This window comes from Pseudomonas sp. LBUM1678 (assembly GCF_059695575.1).
Window position 1 is genome coordinate 6571439 of the sequence record NZ_CP166775.1, and the last position, 21441, is coordinate 6592879.

The following is a 21441-nucleotide window of genomic DNA, read 5'->3' on the forward strand; positions in this document are numbered from 1 at the left end:
TCGCTCCCACATTAGATTGATGGTGCACACAATTTCTGTGAACACCAAAGTTCTATGTGGGAGTGAGCCTGCTCGCGATGACTGACTTCAGAACACTACAAACCTACTTCTTGGACGCGACCATCGCCATAAACGCCGGCATCGCCGCTTCCTTGTCCGCCGCAATCCGCTGCACGTTCGGGTTCTGCTCCAAACGTTTTAACAGCGCCTTGGCCGCCGGCATCTCGGCCAGCAAATCCAGATCGAACAGCTTTTGCGCCACCGCACAAGCCAGCGGCACGCTGTACAGGAAGTACAGATCCGCAATGCTCAGGCTGTCCCCCGCCACATAAGGGGAGAACTTGCCGTGCCTGCCCAAGGACGCAAACCCCAGCAGCAATTCAGCCTTGGTCTTGTCTTTGATCGCCTCGGGTACCTGCATACCGAAAAATGCCTCGGCGTAGCACGCGCGAGCCGGCAACTCGATGTACAGCTCGATTTCCTTTGCCAGCGCCAGCACTTGGGCACGTTCGAAAGGATCGCTAGGCAACAGCGGCGTACCTTTCTGGCTTTGCTCGATGTACTCGAGGATCACCGCCGTTTCGTTGATGAAGCCCTGCTCGGTGCGCAAGACCGGCACTTTGCCACGCGGGCTGATGGCCAATGCTTCCGGGCTGGTGCCCGCGTAAAACGGTACTTCTTCAAACGGCACGCCCTTCTCGAGCAGCGCCAGCTTGACCATGTTGTAGTAGTTACTGACGGAGAATCCATAAAGCTTGAGCATCACATAGCCTCCAGGCCGTGCGGGGTTGGCAGTGCCTGTTTATAGAACGCCGAGGCGATTTCTGCCAGCAGCATCACAGCGCTGAATGCAGGTAAACTGGCCGCCTTAAACTTGAGGAGCCTGCCATGAGCGAGCCAACCGACATCGATAACGACGAAGAAGAATTCACCGAAACCACCCTGATCGAAGCCATCGAAAACCAGATCGAAAGCGACAACCCGCCAGCCGCCAAGGCGACCTTCAACAAGCTGACCCTGGTGGGTTACGAGCGTGAAGAAATCCTCAGCCTGATGGCTCACGTGTTGGCGGTAGAAATCGACGCGATCCTCGAAGAAGACCGCGCGTTCAATACCGAATGGTACGAAACGGCACTGCGTGCGTTGCCAGAGCTGCCGCCGGAAAAGAAGTAACTCCGACCTCAAGGGCGCAGATTCCTGTGGCGAGGGAGCTTGCTCCCGCTGGGGCGCGAAGCGGCCCCAAGCTTTGCGACTGCTTCGCAGCCGAGCGGGAGCAAGCTCCCTCGCCACAAAAGCCCCCTTTGCTGCAGAAGCTCCCTCGCCTCATAACCCGCTCTCAACACAGATTGTCACCAATCTCCCCCGCCTTCCCCCGCACCCTGACTACACTGAATCCACCCCGCTGCCGCACCACCCGCCGGGGAACGCATCCCGAGGCGAAAAAAACCCTGATGCAGGCACTGGACATGCCGCACGAGTGGGCTCACCTTAGGGGCGCTGTCGTCCAATTCCTAGAAAGTCTGGAGTCCTTATGTCGCTTACCCCTGAGTTGGTTGCCGAACTGGAAATCCTCGCCCTCTTCAACCTGGACAGTTCCCAGGAAGGTTTGAAAATTCATCAGACCGCTGCCCCGAAAGCCATTGCTGCCGCTCAACGCCTGTACGAAAAAGAACTGATCGACCAGCCCGATGGTGGTTATCTGACCAGCCTGGGTCGTGACGCCGCGCAAAATGTACAAACCGTTCTGACGATCCTGAGCGTCCAGGAAACAGCCTGAGTATTACCGCATCGCCCACGGAAACCCCTGCTACGGGATTTCCGCGGGCACACTTTGTGATCTGCGATCGCCGCGCGATATAAATCTGACGTCAAAAACAAAATCAGCTTAAAAGTCCCGGGCCCGAGGCGCTAAACTGCCCCTCATCCGCAGACCCTACGTCCGTGCCCCGCGAGCCGGTTTGAGCTGACATGACCCGCACCCATGAAATCCGCCCCGATCTGGACGAGGGAATCGACCGCAAGGTTCTCAGCCAGCTGCGCGCACGTTTTCTCAAGCTCAACGAAGGCCGCATGGCCCGTGCCATGGAAGGGTTGTCGACCCGCCAGCAAACGGTGTTGACGCTGCTGCCGCTGTTCTTCCACGTGAATCATCCGTTGTTGCCGGGTTATGTGTCGGGCAGCACGCCGGCCGGGCTGTCGAATTTCGAGCCGGACGCCAACGCTCTCGCTGAAGCCCAGCGCCTGACCCGATCGTTCTCCTATAAGCCGCGCCATGGCAGCAACCCGCCGCGACCGATTCACGGTCTGTTCCTGATGGGCAGCCTTGGCACCCTGGCCCAGGCCGATCAGAGCGACATGGACGTGTGGGTCTGTCACAGGCCGGACTTGAGCGAGAACGAACTCGCCGAGCTGCGTAAAAAGTGCCAACTGCTCGAGGTCTGGGCCGCCAGCCAGGGCGCCGAGGCCCATTTCTTTCTGATCGACCCGGCCCGCTTCGTGCTCGGTGAGCGCGATACGCAATTGAGCTCGGATGACTGCGGCACGACCCAGCACTACCTGCTGCTGGACGAGTTCTACCGCACCGCGATCTGGCTGGCCGGTCGCACACCGATCTGGTGGCTGGTGCCGGTCTACGAAGAAGCTGCCTACGACCGTTATACCCACACGCTGCTGTCCAAGCGTTTCATCCGCGCCGACGAGGCGCTGGACCTGGGGCATCTGGCCTATATCCCGCCCGGCGAATTTATCGGCGCCGGGCTCTGGCAGTTGTTCAAGGGCATCGAGTCGCCCTACAAGTCCGTGCTCAAGCTACTGCTGATCGAGGTTTACGCCAGCGAACACCCGAAGGTTCACTGCCTGAGCCTGCGTTTCAAGCAGGCGGTATTCGCCAATCAACTGGACCTCGACGAGCTCGACCCCTATATCGTCGTTTACCGACGCATCGAGGAATACCTGACCGCTCGTGGCGAGCCGGAGCGCCTGGAACTGGTACGCCGCGCGCTGTACCTGAAGGTCAACCGCAAGCTCACCGGCAGCAGTCGTACCCAGAGTTGGCAGCGTTCACTGCTTGAGCGACTGGCTCATGAATGGAATTGGGATCAGCGGCAACTGGCGCTGCTCGACAGCCGCAGCCAATGGAAAGTCCGCCAGGTCAGCACCGAGCGCCGAGCCTTGGTCAACGAGCTCAACTACAGCTACCGCTTCCTGACCCAGTTCGCCCGCGACGAGCAAACCGTCAGCCTGATCAACAAACGCGACCTCAACGTGCTGGGTCGACGGCTGTATGCAGCCTTTGAGCGTAAGGCGGACAAAGTCGAGTTCATCAACCCTGGCATCGCCCCGGACTTGGCCGAAGACACGCTGACCCTGGTGCAAGCGCCCAACAAGAAAGAACCCGGGCAAACCCAGTGGGGTTTGTATAACGGCAGTCTGACAGCCCACGAGTGGGAACATTTCGCGCCTATCAAGCGCAGCCGCCAATTGCTGGAGCTGCTGACCTGGTGCCACCGCAATGGCGTGATCGATAGCAGCACCCGCCTCGCCTTGCATCCGGGCACCAGCGACTTGAGCGAATTTGAACTGTTCAACCTGCTCGGCAGCCTGCAACAAAGCATCGCCTTGCCGTTGGCGACCGTTGCCGAAGAGCCGTTGTTGCGCGCCAGCGTGCCGAGTGAAGTGTTGATTCTGGTGAACGTCGGCGTCGATCCGCTCAAGCACCATCGCGACCTGAATATCCTGATGACCACCGAGCGCACCGACTCCCTGAGCTACGCCGGGGTGCGGGAAAACCTGGTGCTGACCCTGGACCAGGTCACGCTCAACAGCTGGAACGAAGTTCTGGTCAACCGCTACGACGGCCCTCACGCCCTGCTCGACTGCCTGCGCGATTACCTCAACAACCTGCCTGACGGACCCCAACAACCGAGATTGAGGGTTCGTTGCTTCTGCCACAACCGTGCGCAATTCATCGCCCGACGGGTCGAAGAGGTCCTCGATACTGCGCAAAACCTGCTGTTGAGCAAGCTCAATCATCGTTACCTGGTTCAAGTCCAGCAGCATTACCACGTTCTGGAACTGGTGCCCGGCCACGTCAATCACGTTGCCCTCGCCACCCTGCCAGCGCTGTTCGATTATCTGGGTGAAGAACTGGCGAGCTACAGCCCGCTGCACCTGGACCCGATGGCCCTGGAAGACCACGACTTGGCGCTGCTCCTGCCAATGGGCCAGCCCGAGTGCATTCAGGTGTTTTACCGAATCAACGATCAGCAAGCTGATCTGTACGTACTGGATGAGTTCAATGCCCTGTGGCAGCAGCGTTTGCCCTATCACGACGAGCAAAGCCTGCTGGTGCCGCTGCAACGGTTCCTGCAATCGATCCAGTACCGACGCGACGCCTTGCTGCCGATGAACACCGCCCAGCCACTGAACCTGGACACGTTGTATTACCAGCTATTGCCGTCAGGTCCCGGGCGAGCGCGTCGAGTCGAAGCCCGGCCAGCGCCGCAAACCCCGATCAACAAACCGTTCTACGACGTGCAGGCGATCATCGGCAAAGCCGCACCGGGCCAGGTGCAGGTCACGTTGTATTGCAATCAGCGGGAATTTTCAGAGCTGGAGTATGGCGAGCAGTTATTCAGCGTGGTCGCCCAGGAAATCGTCGAGCAGCGCCGGGAAGCCGAGCGCTATCGCTGCTACATCACCGATCTGGATTTGTCGGGCCTGCTCGGTGATGCTCAGAGTTCAAGCAATCTGTACTTGCGCTACAAGGCCGACCTGGAGCGCGCGTTGAATGAGGCGCTCGAGCAGGTCTAAGCGGTTTATTCCGGAAAGTGGCCGCCCTCGGCCGGTTGCGATTCGACTTCCAGCAGGGTCAGTTTCAGGGTCTTGCTGCCCGGTGCTGGCCAGTCGATGTGTTGACCAACCTTGAGGCCCAACAGTGCGCTGCCGACTGGCGCCAGAATCGAAATCTTGCCTTCGTCAGCGTTGGCATCCTTGGGGTAAACCAACGTCAGGTGGTAGTCCTTGCCGCTGATTTCTTCGCGGCAATGCACACGGGAATTCATGGTCACGACATCGGCAGGCACGTCTTCGTGACCGACCAGGGTATCGGCGCGATCCAGTTCGGTTTGCAGCGCGATAACGCCCGGCAGCGTGTCATCCAGGCTGTCGATCAGGCGTTCCAGACGTTGCACGTCCAGACGAGTAAGGGTGATGGAAGGTGCGGTCATGATAGAGGCAGACTCCTTTCTTCTGCACAGAAAAAGCAAAACCCCGCCAGAAAAAGGCGGGGTTTTCACGAGCCTCGATGGGTTGAGGCGTTTCTGGACACTATCACAGCTCAATAAATATACAAGTCAGCGGCGACCACGACCCTGCGCTGGCATTTTGGAGAGGGGCTTGCCTGTGGCGAGGGAGCTTGCTCCCGCTCGGCTGCGCAGCAGTCGTGAGCTTTTTGGGGCCGCTTCGCAGCCCGGCGGGAGCAAGCTCCCTCGCCACAAAAGCTCTTATGCCAAGACTTTGCGCTGGACTGCCTGGGCGCAGATCACACGGCGGCGATCATCGTCCGCCGATCGCCATTCGCGGATGTCTTCGACATGGCGAAAACACCCGAGGCAGACCTTCTGCTCGTCCAGCCGGCACACACCGCTGCACGGCGAAGGCACCGCCGGGCTGACGTTGCTGTAGAGCGGCTTGGGCGGACGAACGGGCGCAGGTTGCGTCACGATCTCACAGGCCTTCGAAATCGAGTTCGACGCCAGCCTGCTGCTTGACGATGCGTTCAAGCATCTCGCCCAGCTGCTCTTCGCTCTTGTCGCACATCCAGCGCTCGCTCTCGGCGTCGTAATCGAAATGGAAACCGCCGGACACCGCCGCCAGCCACAGCTGACGCAGGGGTTCCTGGCGGCTGAAGATCAACTGGCTGCCGTTTTCGAACTTGACGGTGAGCACACCGGCCGAGCTCTCCAGATCGATATCCAGGTCACTCTCATCGAAAACATCCTCCAGCGTCTGCTGGGTGGCATCGACCAGATCGTGGAAACGGGCTTCGGTCAAACTCATTACGGCAACCTCAAAAAGTGTCTGTTCACGCTCAAGCGCCGCAAGATACGGCCGAGCCCCGGTGATTGCAAAGGATAACCGACAGATCACTAAACCTGTGGGAGCGGGCTTGCTCGCGAAAGCGGTGTGTCAGTCAATATAAAAGTCGACTGATACTCCGCTTTCGCGAGCAAGCCCGCTCCCACCGGGAATGCGTGATCTAGGAGGATCGGCCAAGCCCCGCCGGACGGGAGCCCCGTCGCATAGGCAAGCTGCCGGGTGGTCGGTATACTCCGGCGCAATTAACGCATTTTCAAGGATTTCGCCATGAAGCGCCTGATCTCTTCCCTTGCCGCGCTTTTCGCGGTTGCCTGCCTTGTGTCGGCCTGTGGTCAAAAAGGCCCGCTGTACCTGCCCGATGACTCCCAAGACCCTGCCGAGCAGGCCCAGTCCTCGCAAAAGCAGCCGTCCAAAGCACACAAGCACGACGTCTACCAATAAGGGAACGCCATGGACGCTTTTAACTACCGTGACGGTGAGCTGTTCGCGGAAGGTGTTGCCCTGTCCGCCATCGCCGAGCGCTTTGGCACACCGACTTACGTCTACTCCCGCGCCCATATTGAAGCCCAGTACCTGGCTTTCGCCGATGCGCTGGCCGGCATGCCGCACCTGGTCTGCTTTGCGGTCAAGGCCAACTCCAACCTGGGTGTACTCAATGTCCTGGCGCGTTTAGGCGCCGGTTTCGACATCGTTTCCCGGGGCGAGCTTGAACGCGTACTGGCCGCTGGCGGCAGCGCCGACAAGATTGTTTTCTCCGGCGTCGGCAAGACCCGTGACGACATGCGTCGCGCCCTGGAAGTTGGCGTCCATTGCTTCAACGTCGAATCCACCGATGAGCTGGAGCGTCTGCAAGTGGTCGCCGCCGAGCTGGGCGTTCGTGCGCCGATCTCGCTGCGCGTGAACCCGGACGTCGACGCCGGCACTCACCCGTACATTTCCACCGGTCTCAAAGAGAACAAGTTCGGCATCGCTATTGCCGACGCCGAAGACGTGTACATCCGCGCCGCGCAGCTGCCGAACCTGGAAGTGGTCGGCGTCGATTGCCACATCGGTTCGCAACTGACCACCCTGCCGCCCTTCATCGACGCCCTCGACCGCCTGCTGGGCCTGGTCGACCGCCTCGGCGATTGCGGCATTTACCTGCGCCACATCGATCTCGGTGGTGGTTTGGGCGTGCGTTATCGCGATGAAGAGCCGCCATTGGCTGCCGACTACATCAAAGCCGTGCGCGAGCGTCTCGACGGTCGTGACCTGGCGCTGGTGTTCGAGCCGGGCCGCTTCATTGTCGCCAACGCCGGCGTGCTGCTGACCCAGGTCGAGTACCTCAAGCACACTGAACACAAAGATTTCGCCATCGTTGATGCGGCCATGAACGACTTGATCCGCCCGGCGCTGTACCAGGCCTGGATGGACGTCACCGCCGTGCGCCCTCGCGCTACCGCGGCTCGTGCCTACGACATCGTTGGCCCGATCTGCGAAACCGGCGATTTCCTGGCCAAGGATCGTGAGTTGGCCCTGGAAGAAGGCGACCTGCTGGCCGTGCATTCGGCTGGCGCCTACGGGTTTGTCATGAGTTCCAACTACAACACTCGCGGCCGTGCCGCTGAAGTGTTGGTGGACGGTGATCAGGCATTTGAAGTGCGTCGCCGTGAGACGGTAGCCGAGTTGTTTGCTGGCGAAAGCCTGCTGCCGGAGTAAAACCATGCTGCTGCGTTTTACCAAGATGCACGGCCTGGGCAACGACTTCATGGTCCTCGACCTGGTCAGCCAGCACGCGCACATTCTGCCCAAGCATGCCAAGCAATGGGGCGATCGGCACACCGGCATCGGTTTCGACCAGTTGCTGATCGTCGAAGCACCGAGCAACCCGGACGTGGATTTCCGCTACCGGATCTTCAACTCCGACGGTTCCGAAGTGGAACAGTGCGGCAACGGTGCGCGCTGTTTCGCCCGCTTCGTACTCGACAAGCGCCTGACCGCAAAACGGCAGATCCGCGTCGAGACCAAAAGCGGCATCATCGAACTGGATATCCGCAGCGACGGCCAGATCGGTGTCAACATGGGCGCACCACGCCTGGTGCCGGCCGAGATTCCATTCGAGGCGCCAGAACAGGCCCTGAGTTATAAGCTCGATGTCGAGGGTGCGACGGTCGAACTGGCCGCTGTGTCCATGGGCAACCCCCATGCCGTGCTGCGGGTCAGCGACATCAATAACGCACCGGTGCATGAACTGGGGCCGAAAATCGAACACCACCCGCGCTTCCCGGCGCGGGTCAATGTCGGTTTTCTCCAGGTCATCGACCGGAACCGTGCGCAGTTGCGCGTCTGGGAACGTGGCGCCGGGGAAACCCAAGCCTGCGGAACCGGCGCATGCGCTGCCGCAGTGGCTGCGATCAGCCAGGGGTGGATGGATTCGCCGCTATTGATCGACCTGCCTGGCGGGCGTTTGTCCATTGAATGGGCAGGCCCTGGCCAACCGGTCATGATGACCGGCCCGGCAGTCCGCGTTTATGAAGGACAAGTGCGTCTTTGAGAGAGTTGAATCCATGAAAGATAAGCCCCAGGTTCCCGCCCAACAGCCCGACGAATCCTCTTCCGAAAGCCTTGAGGCGGCGGCGATTGCCGCGTACCTGGAGGCTCATCCGGATTTCTTCGTCGAGCATGAAGAACTGCTCCCGGACTTGCGCATTCCGCACCAGCGCGGCGATACCGTCTCGTTGGTCGAGCGCCAGATGAAGATCCTGCGCGACCGCAACATCGAGCTGCGTCATCGCCTCTCGCACTTGATGGACGTGGCCCGCGACAACGACCGCCTCTTCGACAAGACCCGCCGCCTGATTCTCGCGCTGATGGACGCCAACAGCCTGGAAGACGTGGTGATCAGCGTCGAAGACAGTCTGCGCCAGGACTTCCAGGTGCCTTTTGTCAGCCTGATCCTGCTGGGCGACAATCCCATGCCGGTGGGCCGCTGGGTCACCCATGCCGACGCGCAAACGGCCATTGGCGGCTTGCTCTCGGAAGACAAAAGCGTCAGCGGCAGCCTGCGTGAGCACGAACTGGACTTCCTGTTCGGCGAGGAACAGCGCAAGCAGATCGGCTCCACCGCCGTCGTCGCCATCAGCTATCAAGGCATCCACGGCGTCCTGGCCATCGCCAGCCGCGACCCGCAGCACTACAAAAGCTCGGTCGGCACGCTGTTCCTGAGCTACATCGCCGAAGTCATGGGTCGCGTCCTGCCTCGGGTCAACAGCTCCCTGCGCTCGGTACGCTGACCATGGAACGACAACTGGACGCTTACTGCGAACACCTGCGCAGTGAGCGACAGGTGTCGCCCCACACGCTGTACGCCTACCGCCGCGACCTCGATAAAGTGCTGGGCTGGTGCGTCAAACAGAACATCAGCAGCTGGGCCGCACTGGATATTCAGCGTCTGCGCAGCCTGATCGCGCGCCTGCATTCACAGGGCCAATCATCCCGCAGCCTGGCGCGGCTGCTGTCGGCAGTTCGTGGGCTCTATCACTACCTCAACCGCGAAGGCCTCTGCGATCACGACCCGGCCAACGGTCTGGCGCCGCCCAAGGGTGAACGTCGGCTGCCGAAAACCCTCGACACTGACCGCGCACTGCAGTTGCTTGAAGGCGCGGTGGAGGATGATTTCCTGGCACGTCGGGATCAGGCGATTCTGGAGCTGTTCTATTCCTCCGGTTTGCGGCTGTCGGAGCTGACCGGACTCAATCTGGATCAGCTGGATCTGGCCGACGGCATGGTTCAGGTGCTCGGCAAGGGCAGCAAGACTCGACTGCTTCCCGTGGGCAAAAAAGCCCGTGAAGCCCTGGAGCTGTGGCTGCCGCTGCGGGCCTTGACCAACCCGGCGGACGACGCCGTGTTTGTCAGCCAGCAAGGCCGGCGCCTTGGCCCTCGGGCGATTCAGGTGCGGGTCAAGGCGGCCGGCGAGCGCGAGCTGGGGCAGAACTTGCACCCGCACATGCTGCGGCACTCCTTTGCCAGCCATTTGCTGGAATCCTCGCAGGACCTGCGCGCCGTACAGGAATTGCTTGGCCACTCGGACATCAAGACCACCCAGATCTACACCCACCTGGACTTCCAGCACCTGGCCACGGTCTACGACAGCGCCCACCCACGGGCCAAACGCATTAAGGGCGATGATTCATGACCATCCAACTGATCACCTTCGACCTCGACGATACCCTGTGGGACACCGCCCCGGTGATCGTCAGCGCCGAAGCCATACTACGCGAATGGCTGACCGAGCACGCACCGAACCTGGGCGCGGTGCCGGTGGAACATTTGTGGACCATTCGCGAGCGGGTCCTGAGCAGCGATCCGAGCCTGAAACACCGCATCAGTGCGCTGCGGCGCCGGGTGTTGTTCCATGCATTGGAAGAGGCCGGTTACAACCACGGCGAGGCTTCGGACTTGGCCGACAAGAGTTTTGAAGTGTTTCTGCATGCCCGGCATCAGATTGAGGTGTTCCCCGACGTCGAGCCGACGCTGGAGACACTGGCCAAGCATTACGCCCTGGGCGTGGTCACCAACGGCAACGCCGATGTGCGCCGGCTGGGGCTGGCGGATTACTTCAAGTTCGCTTTGTGCGCCGAAGACATCGGCATCGCCAAGCCTGATGCGCGACTGTTCCATGAGGCGTTGCAGCGCGGGGGGGCGACGGCGGAGACGGCGGTGCATATTGGCGATCATCCAGGGGATGACATTGCCGGAGCGCAGCAGGCGGGGTTGCGGGCGATCTGGTTTAACCCGGCGGGTAAAGTGTGGGAAGCCGAGAAGGCGCCGGATGCGGAGATTGGAAGCCTGACCGAGTTGCCGGCGTTGTTGGCGCGGTGGAATGCCCAGCAATGATCCTTGAGATCACACATATCCCCTGTGGGAGCGAGCCTGCTCGCGATAGCGGTGTGTCAGCCGACATAGATTTTAATGTGACGGCCTCATCGCGAGCAGGCTCGCTCCCACATTGGGGCGTGCCAAGCCCGAAACTTTTGCTCCGCCCATGAAAAAGCCCGCAGCGACGGCGGGCTTTTGCAGCAAGCAAGGGCAAACGCTTAGATAGGCCGGCTGCCGTACTTGTTGTCAGGCTTCTTGGGAGGATCGGCGACCACGTTGGCCTCCACTTCCTGCACCTTGCCGCCCTTGGCCAAAAACTCTTCCATGGCCCGCGCGAGAGCATCGCGTTCCTTGTTCTTGGCTTCGACGCTCGGCAGTTCATCGACCGAAACCGCAGCCTTGGCTTTGCCTTTGGCGGTCGGAACGGGCGCTTCACCGCCATCGTCTTCAGCAACGTCTTCCGCTGCTGTTTCCAGACCTTCTTCGGTTTCGTCGTCGTCGCCTACTTCGAGGTCGTCGTTTTCCAGATCATCGTCGCTCATGTTCTACCTCATGACTTGCGAAAAGCAGATTAGTTATAGCCCAGCTTCACCGTCTGTCGACAGTCGCCGGAAAAATTCAGTAACCGCTTGTGACCAGCGGCTTATGCCTCTTCACCGTGCACGGTGGCGAGGACTTTACGGGCACCGCCATGATCACGGTGCTCGCCCAGATAAACACCTTGCCAGGTCCCCAGCGCCAGTCGGCCTGCCGAAATCGGCAAACTGAGCTGACAGCCAAGCACGCTGGCCTTGAAGTGCGCCGGGAGGTCGTCCAGGCCTTCGTCGTTATGCTCATAGCCGTCTGCTCCTTGTGGGATCAGACGATTGAAAAATCGTTCGAAGTCGCGACGTACCGCCGGATCGGCGTTCTCGTTGATGGTCAACGACGCCGAGGTATGCTGCAGCCACAAATGCAACAGACCGACCCGACACGCCTTGAGTTCAGGCAGGCCGGCGAGTAACTCGTCCGTTACCAGATGAAAGCCCCGGGGCCGTGCCCGCAGGGTAATCAGAGTCTGTTGCCACATACAGTTCTCCGCACGTTCGGGGCGCATTCTAGCGCGCTCTGGGAAAAAACAAAGGCCCTAATATTCCTTCAATCATGTAAGCCATTGGCCGCAGAAAAACGCCCGTCGTAAACGCCACTAAACGTGTACGAAAAAACCTTTCAGCAGGCCCTTCACTGACAAACTCCAGACAAAAAAATGCCCGGCAAGCCGGGCAAGTTTTTTATGCGCGTACTACAAGTTGTAGCCGCGTTCGTTGTGAAGTGCCAGGTCGATGCCGACGGCCTCTTCTTCTTCCGTAATACGCAGCCCCATGACAGCGTCCAGGACCTTGAGAATGATGTAGGTGACGATCGCGGTGTAGATCACCGTGAAGCCCACACCTTTGCACTGAATCCAGACTTGAGCGGCGATGTCGGTGACGGTGCCGAAGCCACCCAGGGAAGGTGCAGCAAACACACCGGTCAGGATCGCGCCGAGGATACCGCCGATACCGTGCACACCGAAGGCGTCCAGGGAATCGTCATAGCCGAGTTTGCGTTTCAGGGTAGTGGCGCAGAAGAAGCACACCACGCCCGCTGCCAGGCCGATGACCAGCGCGCCCATCGGGCCCACGGTGCCAGCGGCCGGGGTGATGGCAACCAGACCGGCCACAACACCCGAAGCGATACCCAGTGCACTTGGTTTGCCGTGAGTGATCCACTCAGCGAACATCCAGCCCAGTGCAGCGGCGGCGGTGGCGATCTGGGTCACCAGCATCGCCATGCCGGCGGTGCCGTTGGCCGCAGCGGCGGAACCGGCGTTGAAACCGAACCAGCCGACCCACAGCATCGCGGCGCCCATCAGGGTGTAACCGAGGTTATGCGGTGCCATCGGAGTGGTCGGGAAGCCTTTGCGCTTGCCCAGTACCAGGCAGGCAATCAGACCGGCCACACCGGCGTTGATGTGCACCACGGTGCCGCCAGCGAAGTCGAGCACGCCCCAGTCCCACATCAGGCCGCCGTTGCCGGACCAGACCATGTGCGCAATTGGTGCATAAACCAGGGTGAACCACACGCCCATGAAGATCAGCATGGCGGAGAACTTCATCCGCTCGGCGAAGGCACCGACGATCAGCGCAGGGGTGATGATGGCGAAGGTCATCTGGAAGGTGATGAACACCGCCTCAGGGAACAGCGCCGCAGGACCGGTCAGGCTCGAAGGCGTGACACCGGCGAGGAATGCCTTGCCCATGCCGCCGAAGAACGAGTTGAAGTTGACGACGCCCTGTTCCATACCGGTGGTGTCGAACGCGATGCTGTAGCCATAAATGACCCACAGAATGCTGATCAGACCGGTAATGGCGAAGCACTGCATCATCACGGAAAGAATATTTTTCGACCGGACCATGCCGCCGTAGAACAGCGCGAGGCCGGGAATGGTCATGAACAGCACGAGGGCTGTCGAGGTCATCATCCAGGCTGTATCGCCGGAATTGAGGACTGGGGCCACCACTTCGTCTGCCGCCATAGCCAGGCTGGGCATTACGAGGGACAACAGGGCTCCTAGCCCTGCGAATTTACGCAGAGTCATATTGTTTTCTCCTGGGGCGTTGGGTTTGTGGCGGCGTTTAAATCGCGTCGGTATCGGTTTCGCCGGTACGGATGCGAATCGCCTGTTCCAGATTGACCACGAAGATCTTGCCGTCACCGATCTTGCCGGTGTTGGCAGCCTTGGTTATCGCCTCGATAACCCGGTCCAGATCCTTGTCGTCAATGGCGACATCGATCTTCACCTTGGGCAGAAAATCGACCACATATTCCGCGCCGCGATACAGCTCGGTGTGACCCTTCTGCCGACCGAAGCCTTTGACTTCAGTAACGGTAATGCCCTGCACGCCGATCTCGGACAGCGACTCGCGCACGTCGTCCAACTTGAACGGCTTGATGATGGCAGTGACTAGCTTCATGAAAACTCTCTCCCGAATTGGTGGACTTGCCCCAGGAAAACAAACCCGACTCAAGTCTAAGCGCAGTGCCTGGCTTTGTAACGCATCGTCGGCCTTTGATTGCCCGTCCGACGCCTGCTAACCACTCCGCACGAAACACTTCCCCCGTTCCGCTTGGCGCACTGCATTCGTCACAGCGACTGCATCAGTGCATGGGTCACTACCGACTAAGCAGAAAGCTTGCCATCTCGCCAAAACCCACTGAATTCAATCCCTTGGCCGCTGCCAACCGCCGCTTCGCCCAAACGGCCCGGCGGATACGCACAACAACAGTGCGCGGCCGTCCATCCACATGCGCGAAAAGCGTGCATCCCTGCGGTCGGAATTGACTATAGACACTGCGTGATACACTGCCCGCCATTGTTGACAGGACATTTCCCATGCTCGCACCCAAAGACTTCCTCGACGCCCTGAGCGGCACCGCCTCCCGCCTCTTCAGCGGCGAAACCCCGTTGCCGAAAAGCGAAATTGAAAGCCAGTTCAAGGCGCTGCTGCAGAGCGGCTTCAGCAAGCTGGATCTGGTGAGCCGGGAAGAGTTTGATAGCCAGATGGTCGTGCTCGCACGTACTCGGGCACGGTTGGAGAGCCTTGAGGCGAAGGTTGCGGAACTGGAAGCGAAGCTGAGTCCGCCCACCGAGTAACCCCATCGATCCCACGGTGAAGCCCAATCCACTGTAGGAGCGAGCCTGCTCGCGATAAGGTCGGAACGACCTTCAGATTTACCTGTAGGAGTTGCCAAGGGCGGCGAGCTTTTGATCTTCCGCCCCGCCACAATCTCGGCAACGTCCTACAAAGATCACCACCGCCGTCCGATAGCGCCGTGAAGCCCAGGTTCCTAAGCTCATCCTCAGCTGAATATTCAGCACTGGGTTTGGCGACCTGGAAGCTTAAGGAGCACGACGACCATCTCTCGAGTCATGGCGGCTGTGCGTGGGAGACCCTCGGGTCTGCCGGGTTCCTTTTGCTCCGGTTCGCCAACCCGCGTACAGCTGCCACCCCAATCGTTTGGCGACGATTGACGGCAGCCCCTTAAGCAAAAGGAGCTGTATTAATGAATAGCGATGACGCTTATCTGGTACCCAACGTCTTTACCCGCCACAAACTCCACCTCCACGCCCTGCTGTTGGAAAACCAAGCCTGGTTTAGTGCCCGAGATCTAGGCCGCCTATTGCGACTGTTCCTCGACGAACGCGCCGTCCGAAAACTCGACCCTGACCAACAACAAACTGTGCAGATGCTCATCCACGGCAGCATCGAAAACACCCTGCTAATCAGCGAATCCGGCGTCTACGCCCTACTCGTCTACCACTACTGCCCCGAATACCGGGGCCTGCGTGAATGGCTGACCCACGACGTGGTGCCAGCCCTCAGAGATGCCCAGCAACCGGCAACAAGCGAACGCCCGGTCCTGAGTCTGTTGAACTGGCCAGAGATGTCGCTGAGTTTGCTGCACTGGAATAACCAGCCGTGGATTCGGTTGCAGGATGTTCCGCACATGCTTGCGGATGGTGAGCGGACGCAACGTGCGGTCAATGCACCGTGGTGGAAGCGTGCTTCGCGGATGCTGCAATCGCTTTAGGTGGCCAAAGCGCAACCACGCTCGATTTCGGCTTTACGCAGATCGTAAGTCAACTGCAGGTTCAGCCAGAACTCGGGCGTGGTGTTCAGGTGGCGAGATAGCTTCCCCGCTAGATCAGCACTGACACAACGCTGCTGCATCACGATTTCGTTTATCGCTTTTACCGGCTCGTTCAACGAATGGGCGAAAGCGGACTCTGAAATGCCCAACGGCTCAAGAAAATCCTCCTTGAGGATTTCGCCAGGATGAACCGGCCGCATTCCACTACTACTCATTTTTCCCTCTCCAACGTCAGCGATCAGCTGATGATCTTAAGCAGCCCGGTCAATCAGACAAGAGCGCTCGCACCCTTTCACCGCCGTCCTTCATTGATCTCGGCAAGGTCCTACAAAAACATCATCCCGCGACTGATTACATCGGCGATCCACACTCCTTTACGCTTCATCATCACAAACCACTCGCAACATCCTGCGAAAGTTTGGTGCCTGCGCCGTCACACGACCCGACTACCCTTCAAAAACCGCAGGAAGCGGTTCCCGTAAAGTTCAAGGAACGACCATGTCCCTCTCCATCGTTCACAGCCGCGCCCAGATTGGCGTGGATGCGCCTGCCGTCACCGTCGAAGTCCATCTGGCCAACGGTTTGCCATCGCTGACAATGGTCGGTTTGCCCGAAGCGGCAGTGAAGGAAAGCAAGGATCGGGTGCGCAGCGCGATCATCAATTCGGGGCTGCAATTCCCGGCGCGGCGCATCACGTTGAATCTCGCGCCTGCAGACTTACCCAAGGATGGAGGACGGTTTGATCTGGCGATTGCCTTGGGGATTCTGTCCGCCAGCGTGCAGGTGCCGACATTGACGCTGGATGACATTGAATGCCTGGGAGAGTTGGCGTTGTCAGGCGCGGTACGTGCCGTCAGAGGTGTGTTGCCGGCTGCGCTGGCTGCTCGCAAGGCCGGACGCTCGTTGATGGTGCCGCGAGCGAACGCCGAGGAGGCGTGCCTGGCGTCCGGGTTGAAGGTGTTTGCCGTGGACCACCTGCTGGAAGCCGTCGCGCACTTCAATGGACATACGCCGGTTGAACCTTACGTTTCCAATGGTTTGCTCTACGCCAGCAAACCCTATCCGGACTTGAATGAGGTGCAGGGGCAAATCTCGGCCAAGCGCGCATTGCTGATTGCCGCGGCTGGGGCTCATAACCTGCTGTTTAGCGGGCCGCCGGGGACCGGGAAAACACTGTTGGCGAGTCGGTTACCGGGGCTGCTTCCCCCGTTAGCCGAAAACGAGGCGCTAGAAGTCGCAGCTATTCAATCCGTCACCAGTTGCGTGCCTTTGAGCCACTGGCCGCAAAGACCATTCCGCCAGCCCCATCACTCGGCTTCCGGCCCTGCATTGGTGGGTGGTGGATCGAAACCCCAACCCGGCGAAATCACCCTCGCCCATCATGGCGTTCTATTCCTCGATGAACTGCCGGAATTCGACCGCAAAGTGTTGGAGGTTTTAAGGGAGCCGCTGGAATCCGGCCATATCGTGATTTCCCGAGCCAAGGATCGCGTGCGGTTTCCAGCCCGTTTTCAATTGGTGGCCGCGATGAATCCATGCCCGTGTGGATATCTTGGCGAACCCAGCGGCAAATGCAGTTGTACACCGGACATGGTCCAGCGTTATCGCAACAAATTATCTGGACCGCTGCTAGATCGGATCGACCTGCATCTGACCGTCGCTCGGGAAGCCACGGCGTTGAATCCTGCGCTCAAACCTGGTGATGACACTGCCACTGCTGCGGTGCTGGTCGCCGACGCGCGCGAGCGTCAAAACAAACGCCAAGGCTGTGCCAACGCATTCCTTGATTTGCCAGGGCTGCGTCGACACTGCAAGTTATCCACAACCGACGAAGCGTGGCTGGAAACTGCCTGCGAGCGTTTGACCTTGTCACTCCGGTCGGCCCACCGCTTGCTCAAGGTAGCCCGTACATTGGCAGACCTTGAACAGGTAAATGCAATTACACGCGAGCATTTGGCAGAAGCGCTGCAATACCGACCAGCCTCAGCGTAACCGATGGCTATTCCAGCAAATCATTCAGATCACTATTCAGAGAGAGCGTCAGTAATACATGGAGTTACTAAAGAGTCATTGGATCAGATTCGTCTATTGCTTCATAAGCATTGCTATCGTATGGGCGGCGCTGCTGCAGCAGGAAATCGTTGTTGGCTTTCCGACATCCCTGAACAACTTTTCCTACGTCGGCACGGTGATAACCATCGTTGCGCTCATCATTTCAATAGCTGAAGTTCTGCACAGTGTTCGTTACTCACGAAGCATCAGTGCAGAAGCCAAAAAAGTACTCAAGGAGGCAAAAGCTGTAGAAGGCGCCTCAGCCGTAAGCGAATGCCTTGCGACGCTCAATGAAGCAGCAGGTTATGTGGACACCGAAAACTATCCATTGGCGCTGAAGTGCTATCAGCATTTCAGGATTCTGTTTGCCAAAATACCCGGCACAGGTCAGGAGTTCGAAAGGATTGACAAAATCCTTGGAGAAACTGAAATCGCCATCAGAAAAGGTATTTTTGCTTCGGCAAGCGCTCCGCTCGAGAAACCGATCAGAATTCTTATTCACCACAATCTCGAAAACATTAAAGAGAACCTTGAAAAGGTCAACCCAGCCAGAGGGCGACAATATGTTACCGCCTAAATTTCTCGATTTCGTCAAGACACTCACCGTGAGAATAGAGCAAGGCGAATTCTCCTGGAGTTATGACGACAACAACTCGCTTGTGAAACTCAAAGAAAAAATCTTCTCTCTTTCATTGCGTTACAGCTTCAACGCGGATGAAAAATATGCGGAGTACGTCATCTACTACTTGGACGAGATCGAAAATAAGGAATATCGGTTTTATACCAATCAAACCTGGAACGACTTCGATTTCATCCGGCGTTTGTTTGACGCCGCGCAAGCCTCAAAGATGAGACTTCCCTTTTAGCCCTCCAATAAGCAGTGAACGCAGGCTCACTGCTCATCTCCAAGGCTGCTTACTCCTTGCTCAGATCCACCAACGGTACCTGCCGAACCTCAGTTTCTCGCCCACCTTGAATATCACTCACCCGCTTCAGCGCCTTATCCACAGCCCCCTTGTCCGCCAACAAGCTGTAGCTGATCTGAAACTGCTTGCTCTCCTTCGGAGCAATCGTCGGCACCAGGCCCAACGGCCGCTGATAGCGCCGGTTATAGGAAAAGCTGGTCCCCGGCTCAAGCCCGGTGACATAGCCCTGGCCTTGGGTATCGGTGTTTTTCCACAGCGAAAACACAGGCAGCGTTTGAGTGTTGAAGCCGAGGGAGACGCCCAGACTCCCCGCCTTGTTATGCAACACAGTCAACGTATCGCCCTTGGCATCGCCATACGGCACGACGTTGTAAACCGTCTCGTCATAGTCCTTGGTCGGCGCACGGTATGTCTGCCAGTCCGGCAAATCCCCTTTGGCCTTGTCGTTGAACGGCGACACCTGTTTAACCGGCGCAGCAAAACGGGCGCCCTGTTCCAGGAACGGGGTGCTGAAATTGCTGTGGTACAACGCCTGATATTCCTTCGGATAATCACCGTTGTTGGTCAGGGTGTCGTTGAGGGCAAACGCAACGCTACCGGGCTCAGTGACCAGTTCGGTCACCACCGAGAAGTCGACTTTCTTGAACGCCTGCTCTTTCAGCTCACCGCGCAGGCTGATGGCGTACGGCGGTTTTTCATCTATATGCAGGGTCACTTTGCTGGCCGGGATGTTGGCGGCGCGGCCATGCAGGGTCAGCAGTTCGCCGTTATCCATACCGGGATGGCCGACCCACTCGTAGCCGCAACGGGCGACCAGCTCGTTGAAGCCTTCGAGCCAGCCCAGTCCGCCGCGGCCATTGAGTTCGATGAAGGACGGATTGACCACGTCCTTGACTGGCGAATCCCAACCCATGCGCACATCACCGACCGATGCTTGCAGGACGTTCATCCCGCGAGTCGGCACCACCGAGAGTTTCATTGTGCCGTTATCGATGTCGACGATGCTGACGCCCTCTTGCCGCCCGCCATGCAGGGTGCGCAGGGTCACGGAGAACGGTTTGTCGGTTTTTACGCCGAGTTGCTGGCTGGTGATCTGCCAGTTCTGGGCAGCCTTGTCGGTGTCGAGCAGCACGTAATCCCAGGCCATGGCGTGGGAGGCAGCGGTCAGCGTGCCGAGGGCGACGGCGAGTTTGAGCGGGGTCATGAGGAAAGCCTTTCTTGGAGTTGTGCGTTTTTTATAGCGCTGATGAAACGTTTCAGCAAGCTTAAAAAAGCGGACGTCCGAGTCTTACAAACTCAAATCACATTGACCTCATGCAACCTCCGCACACTTACGTTAGTCTCATACGGTTTGGGCCTCCTCTTATTGACGGCGACATCATTATGACATTAAGGTCGCCAGCTAATTGCAGGAGCAAGAACAGACACTTTTGTCTGTCATTTTTGCGCAACGGAACATATGGAGTTTGAATGCGCGGGGCACTATTACGCAGCGGTAAGAGCGGGTCATTCACAGCCCTCGGCGAAACAGGTCAACCGGTCTACCGGGCAGCCCTGCAACTGCGCGAAGCCATTCGCCGCAAGAACCCCGACATGGTCGATCACCTGGCCATTCCTCAAAGCGACGAACTCGGCAACCAGATTGATTGGTACAGCGGCCTCGACGGCGATGTCATCCCGTGGAGCAGCGCGACCGAAGAAGAACGCGCACCGGCCCGTCGCCAACTTGAAGCCCTGAAGACTGCGCTCGAAGAATTGAGCCAGCGTTTCCTGGGCACTGATCCGGCTGAACAGCAGCAAGGCGACAAAGCCGTGTTCGGCAAGTTGCTCAAGCGCGTCATTCATTTCCCTGACGAAAACTTCGTCTACCTGGTGCAAGGCAAACCGGTGCTGACCTTCTGGGGTTTCGAGCACGCCGGTACCGGTAATCGCGATCCCCTGCATTGCCTTTATCAGGTTCCGCCCGTGTTCACGCTGCCACCCGTGGTCGAAGAACCGGTTGTAGCGCCCGTCGTGCCGGTGGTGGCTCGTCCGTGGTGGCGTCGCTGGTGGTGGCTGTTGCTGCTGCCGTTCTTGTTGCTGCTGTTGTGGCTGTTGCTCGGCTTGCGCGGTTGCGTGCCGATTCCGTTGGTGGCGGTGGACTTGCTGCCCGAAGGTATCGTGCCGGTGGAAAAACAGCTGGAAGAGCCACAACTGACCGGCAATGCCACAACACTGAATGGCGTTCCCGTGACCGGCACCGTTTCAGGCTCCACCACTGGCACAGCCGTGACCGGCACTCATGGTGTGGAAACTCCGGCCGTCGCCGGTAACGAAGCCGACGCCGCGACCGCCGACGTCACCCAAGACCCGGCCGCTGAATCACCGACCGCGCCACCCGAAGCCAAAACCGAGGCGCCTTCCGCCGTCACTCCGCCCGACGCGCAAAAACCCGCCACCGCAACCACAAAACCCGGCCCGGCCCTGAGCATTCCGCCTGACGCCGCCGACGGTGCCGCCAAGTTCCTCGACGGTCAGTACCGCGCCGGTGCCGGCATTCAGGATCGCCGGACCGGCAAGCCGCTGCGTCTGGAATACCAGTTAAAAGACGGTAAAGGCGAAGTCACCGTGCACCAGGCCGACGGTTCGAAATGCAGCGGCCCGGTCACCGCCACCATGAAGGGCGGCAGCCTCGCCATCGACAGCCAGGGCCAGGCCGTGTGCGGCGATGGCAGCACTTACGACATGCCCAAGGTCAACTGCCGCAAAGGGGCGACCACGGTCGCGGACTGCACCGGCGGTTACGGAAAAGATCAATTCCCCATGTCCATGCGGCAGATGGGCGAATAAGACT

The 21441-nt window shown here is 59.2% G+C and carries 25 protein-coding genes; 15 read left to right on the plus strand and 10 right to left on the minus strand.

From position 1 onward, the window contains the following. Window positions 1-103 precede the first annotated feature (103 nt). The gene (locus ACA070_RS29995) at window positions 104-763 is read right to left on the minus strand and encodes a glutathione S-transferase family protein (protein WP_497449415.1); all 660 of its coding nucleotides are present in this window, start codon (window positions 761-763) and stop codon (window positions 104-106) included. 125 nt (window positions 764-888) lie between these two features. Here ACA070_RS29995 and ACA070_RS30000 point away from each other — a divergent pair, with 125 nt between their 5' ends. From ACA070_RS30000 to ACA070_RS30010, 3 genes are all read left to right on the plus strand, one after another. Next, window positions 889-1173 (plus strand): hypothetical protein, encoded by a 285-nt coding sequence (locus ACA070_RS30000; protein WP_497449416.1) that lies wholly within the window; start codon window positions 889-891, stop codon window positions 1171-1173. 358 nt (window positions 1174-1531) lie between these two features. Then, complete coding sequence (locus tag ACA070_RS30005; protein WP_094470036.1) at window positions 1532-1777, plus strand: TIGR02647 family protein; 246 nt, start codon at window positions 1532-1534, stop codon at window positions 1775-1777. A 191-nt stretch (window positions 1778-1968) separates the two neighbouring features. After that, window positions 1969-4812, plus strand: coding sequence for a class I adenylate cyclase (locus ACA070_RS30010; RefSeq protein WP_497449417.1), 2844 nt, complete (start codon window positions 1969-1971; stop codon window positions 4810-4812). 5 nt (window positions 4813-4817) lie between these two features. On the opposite strand, the gene rnk is transcribed toward ACA070_RS30010, so the two are convergent. The 3 genes from rnk to cyaY all read right to left on the minus strand — a co-directional run bounded on the left by rnk (window position 4818) and on the right by cyaY (window position 6060). After that, entirely contained in the window at window positions 4818-5228 is a 411-nt protein-coding gene (rnk, locus tag ACA070_RS30015; RefSeq protein ID WP_497449418.1) for a nucleoside diphosphate kinase regulator, read from the minus strand. Window positions 5229-5504: 276 nt separating this feature from the next. Continuing rightward, complete coding sequence (locus ACA070_RS30020) at window positions 5505-5723, minus strand: DUF1289 domain-containing protein (protein WP_314640211.1); 219 nt, start codon at window positions 5721-5723, stop codon at window positions 5505-5507. 4 nt (window positions 5724-5727) lie between these two features. After that, window positions 5728-6060 carry an iron donor protein CyaY gene (cyaY, locus tag ACA070_RS30025; RefSeq protein WP_131060737.1) on the minus strand — a complete coding sequence of 111 codons (333 nt, stop codon included), beginning with the start codon at window positions 6058-6060 and terminating at the stop codon, window positions 5728-5730. Between the two features lie 306 nt (window positions 6061-6366). Here cyaY and lptM point away from each other — a divergent pair, with 306 nt between their 5' ends. From lptM to ACA070_RS30055, 6 genes are read left to right on the plus strand one after another with little or no spacing between them, the layout of a single operon-like run. Next, window positions 6367-6540 (plus strand): LPS translocon maturation chaperone LptM, encoded by a 174-nt coding sequence (gene lptM, locus ACA070_RS30030; protein WP_497449419.1) that lies wholly within the window; start codon window positions 6367-6369, stop codon window positions 6538-6540. A 9-nt stretch (window positions 6541-6549) separates the two neighbouring features. Beyond that, window positions 6550-7797, plus strand: coding sequence for a diaminopimelate decarboxylase (lysA, locus tag ACA070_RS30035; protein ID WP_497449420.1), 1248 nt, complete (start codon window positions 6550-6552; stop codon window positions 7795-7797). A gap of 4 nt (window positions 7798-7801) precedes the next feature. Continuing rightward, a complete protein-coding gene (dapF, locus tag ACA070_RS30040) occupies window positions 7802-8632 on the plus strand; it encodes a diaminopimelate epimerase (RefSeq protein ID WP_461956267.1) in 831 nt (276 codons plus the stop codon). A 13-nt stretch (window positions 8633-8645) separates the two neighbouring features. Continuing rightward, complete coding sequence (locus ACA070_RS30045; RefSeq protein WP_497449421.1) at window positions 8646-9371, plus strand: DUF484 family protein; 726 nt, start codon at window positions 8646-8648, stop codon at window positions 9369-9371. Between the two features lie 2 nt (window positions 9372-9373). Beyond that, window positions 9374-10273, plus strand: a complete 900-nt coding sequence (xerC, locus tag ACA070_RS30050) for a tyrosine recombinase XerC (protein ID WP_497449422.1) — start codon at window positions 9374-9376, stop codon at window positions 10271-10273. Next, window positions 10270-10974: an HAD family hydrolase gene (locus ACA070_RS30055; protein WP_497449423.1), complete on the plus strand. Its 705-nt coding sequence runs from the start codon at window positions 10270-10272 to the stop codon at window positions 10972-10974. Before xerC ends, ACA070_RS30055 begins: the two co-directional genes overlap by 4 nt. Window positions 10975-11174: 200 nt before the next feature. On the opposite strand, the gene sutA is transcribed toward ACA070_RS30055, so the two are convergent. From sutA to glnK, 4 genes are all read right to left on the minus strand, one after another. Beyond that, a complete protein-coding gene (gene sutA, locus ACA070_RS30060; RefSeq protein ID WP_497449424.1) occupies window positions 11175-11498 on the minus strand; it encodes a dormancy-specific transcriptional regulator SutA in 324 nt (107 codons plus the stop codon). A 101-nt stretch (window positions 11499-11599) separates the two neighbouring features. Continuing rightward, window positions 11600-12025 (minus strand): secondary thiamine-phosphate synthase enzyme YjbQ, encoded by a 426-nt coding sequence (locus tag ACA070_RS30065; RefSeq protein ID WP_497449425.1) that lies wholly within the window; start codon window positions 12023-12025, stop codon window positions 11600-11602. Window positions 12026-12238: 213 nt separating this feature from the next. Beyond that, the gene (locus tag ACA070_RS30070) at window positions 12239-13576 is read right to left on the minus strand and encodes an ammonium transporter (RefSeq protein ID WP_497449426.1); all 1338 of its coding nucleotides are present in this window, start codon (window positions 13574-13576) and stop codon (window positions 12239-12241) included. Window positions 13577-13613: 37 nt separating this feature from the next. After that, window positions 13614-13952, minus strand: a complete 339-nt coding sequence (gene glnK / locus ACA070_RS30075) for a P-II family nitrogen regulator (RefSeq protein WP_002555808.1) — start codon at window positions 13950-13952, stop codon at window positions 13614-13616. A 419-nt stretch (window positions 13953-14371) separates the two neighbouring features. Between glnK and ACA070_RS30080 the strand changes: the two genes are divergently transcribed. Next, window positions 14372-14632, plus strand: coding sequence for an accessory factor UbiK family protein (locus ACA070_RS30080; RefSeq protein ID WP_497449427.1), 261 nt, complete (start codon window positions 14372-14374; stop codon window positions 14630-14632). 410 nt (window positions 14633-15042) lie between these two features. After that, complete coding sequence (locus ACA070_RS30085) at window positions 15043-15570, plus strand: BRO-N domain-containing protein (RefSeq protein ID WP_497449428.1); 528 nt, start codon at window positions 15043-15045, stop codon at window positions 15568-15570. On the opposite strand, the gene ACA070_RS30090 is transcribed toward ACA070_RS30085, so the two are convergent. After that, window positions 15567-15845, minus strand: a complete 279-nt coding sequence (locus tag ACA070_RS30090) for a HigA family addiction module antitoxin (protein WP_497449429.1) — start codon at window positions 15843-15845, stop codon at window positions 15567-15569. The genes ACA070_RS30085 and ACA070_RS30090 overlap by 4 nt on opposite strands. A gap of 283 nt (window positions 15846-16128) precedes the next feature. Between ACA070_RS30090 and ACA070_RS30095 the strand changes: the two genes are divergently transcribed. The 3 genes from ACA070_RS30095 to ACA070_RS30105 are packed head-to-tail and all read left to right on the plus strand — an operon-like array spanning window position 16129 to window position 18548. After that, the gene (locus tag ACA070_RS30095; protein WP_140675434.1) at window positions 16129-17622 is read left to right on the plus strand and encodes a YifB family Mg chelatase-like AAA ATPase; all 1494 of its coding nucleotides are present in this window, start codon (window positions 16129-16131) and stop codon (window positions 17620-17622) included. A gap of 58 nt (window positions 17623-17680) precedes the next feature. Then, window positions 17681-18259: a hypothetical protein gene (locus tag ACA070_RS30100; RefSeq protein ID WP_497449430.1), complete on the plus strand. Its 579-nt coding sequence runs from the start codon at window positions 17681-17683 to the stop codon at window positions 18257-18259. After that, the gene (locus ACA070_RS30105; protein ID WP_497449431.1) at window positions 18246-18548 is read left to right on the plus strand and encodes a hypothetical protein; all 303 of its coding nucleotides are present in this window, start codon (window positions 18246-18248) and stop codon (window positions 18546-18548) included. Before ACA070_RS30100 ends, ACA070_RS30105 begins: the two co-directional genes overlap by 14 nt. Window positions 18549-18597: 49 nt before the next feature. On the opposite strand, the gene ACA070_RS30110 is transcribed toward ACA070_RS30105, so the two are convergent. After that, the gene (locus tag ACA070_RS30110) at window positions 18598-19812 is read right to left on the minus strand and encodes an aldose 1-epimerase family protein (protein WP_497449432.1); all 1215 of its coding nucleotides are present in this window, start codon (window positions 19810-19812) and stop codon (window positions 18598-18600) included. A gap of 266 nt (window positions 19813-20078) precedes the next feature. Here ACA070_RS30110 and ACA070_RS30115 point away from each other — a divergent pair, with 266 nt between their 5' ends. Beyond that, the gene (locus tag ACA070_RS30115) at window positions 20079-21437 is read left to right on the plus strand and encodes an SrfA family protein (RefSeq protein WP_497449433.1); all 1359 of its coding nucleotides are present in this window, start codon (window positions 20079-20081) and stop codon (window positions 21435-21437) included. The last annotated feature ends 4 nt before the right edge of the window (window positions 21438-21441 follow it).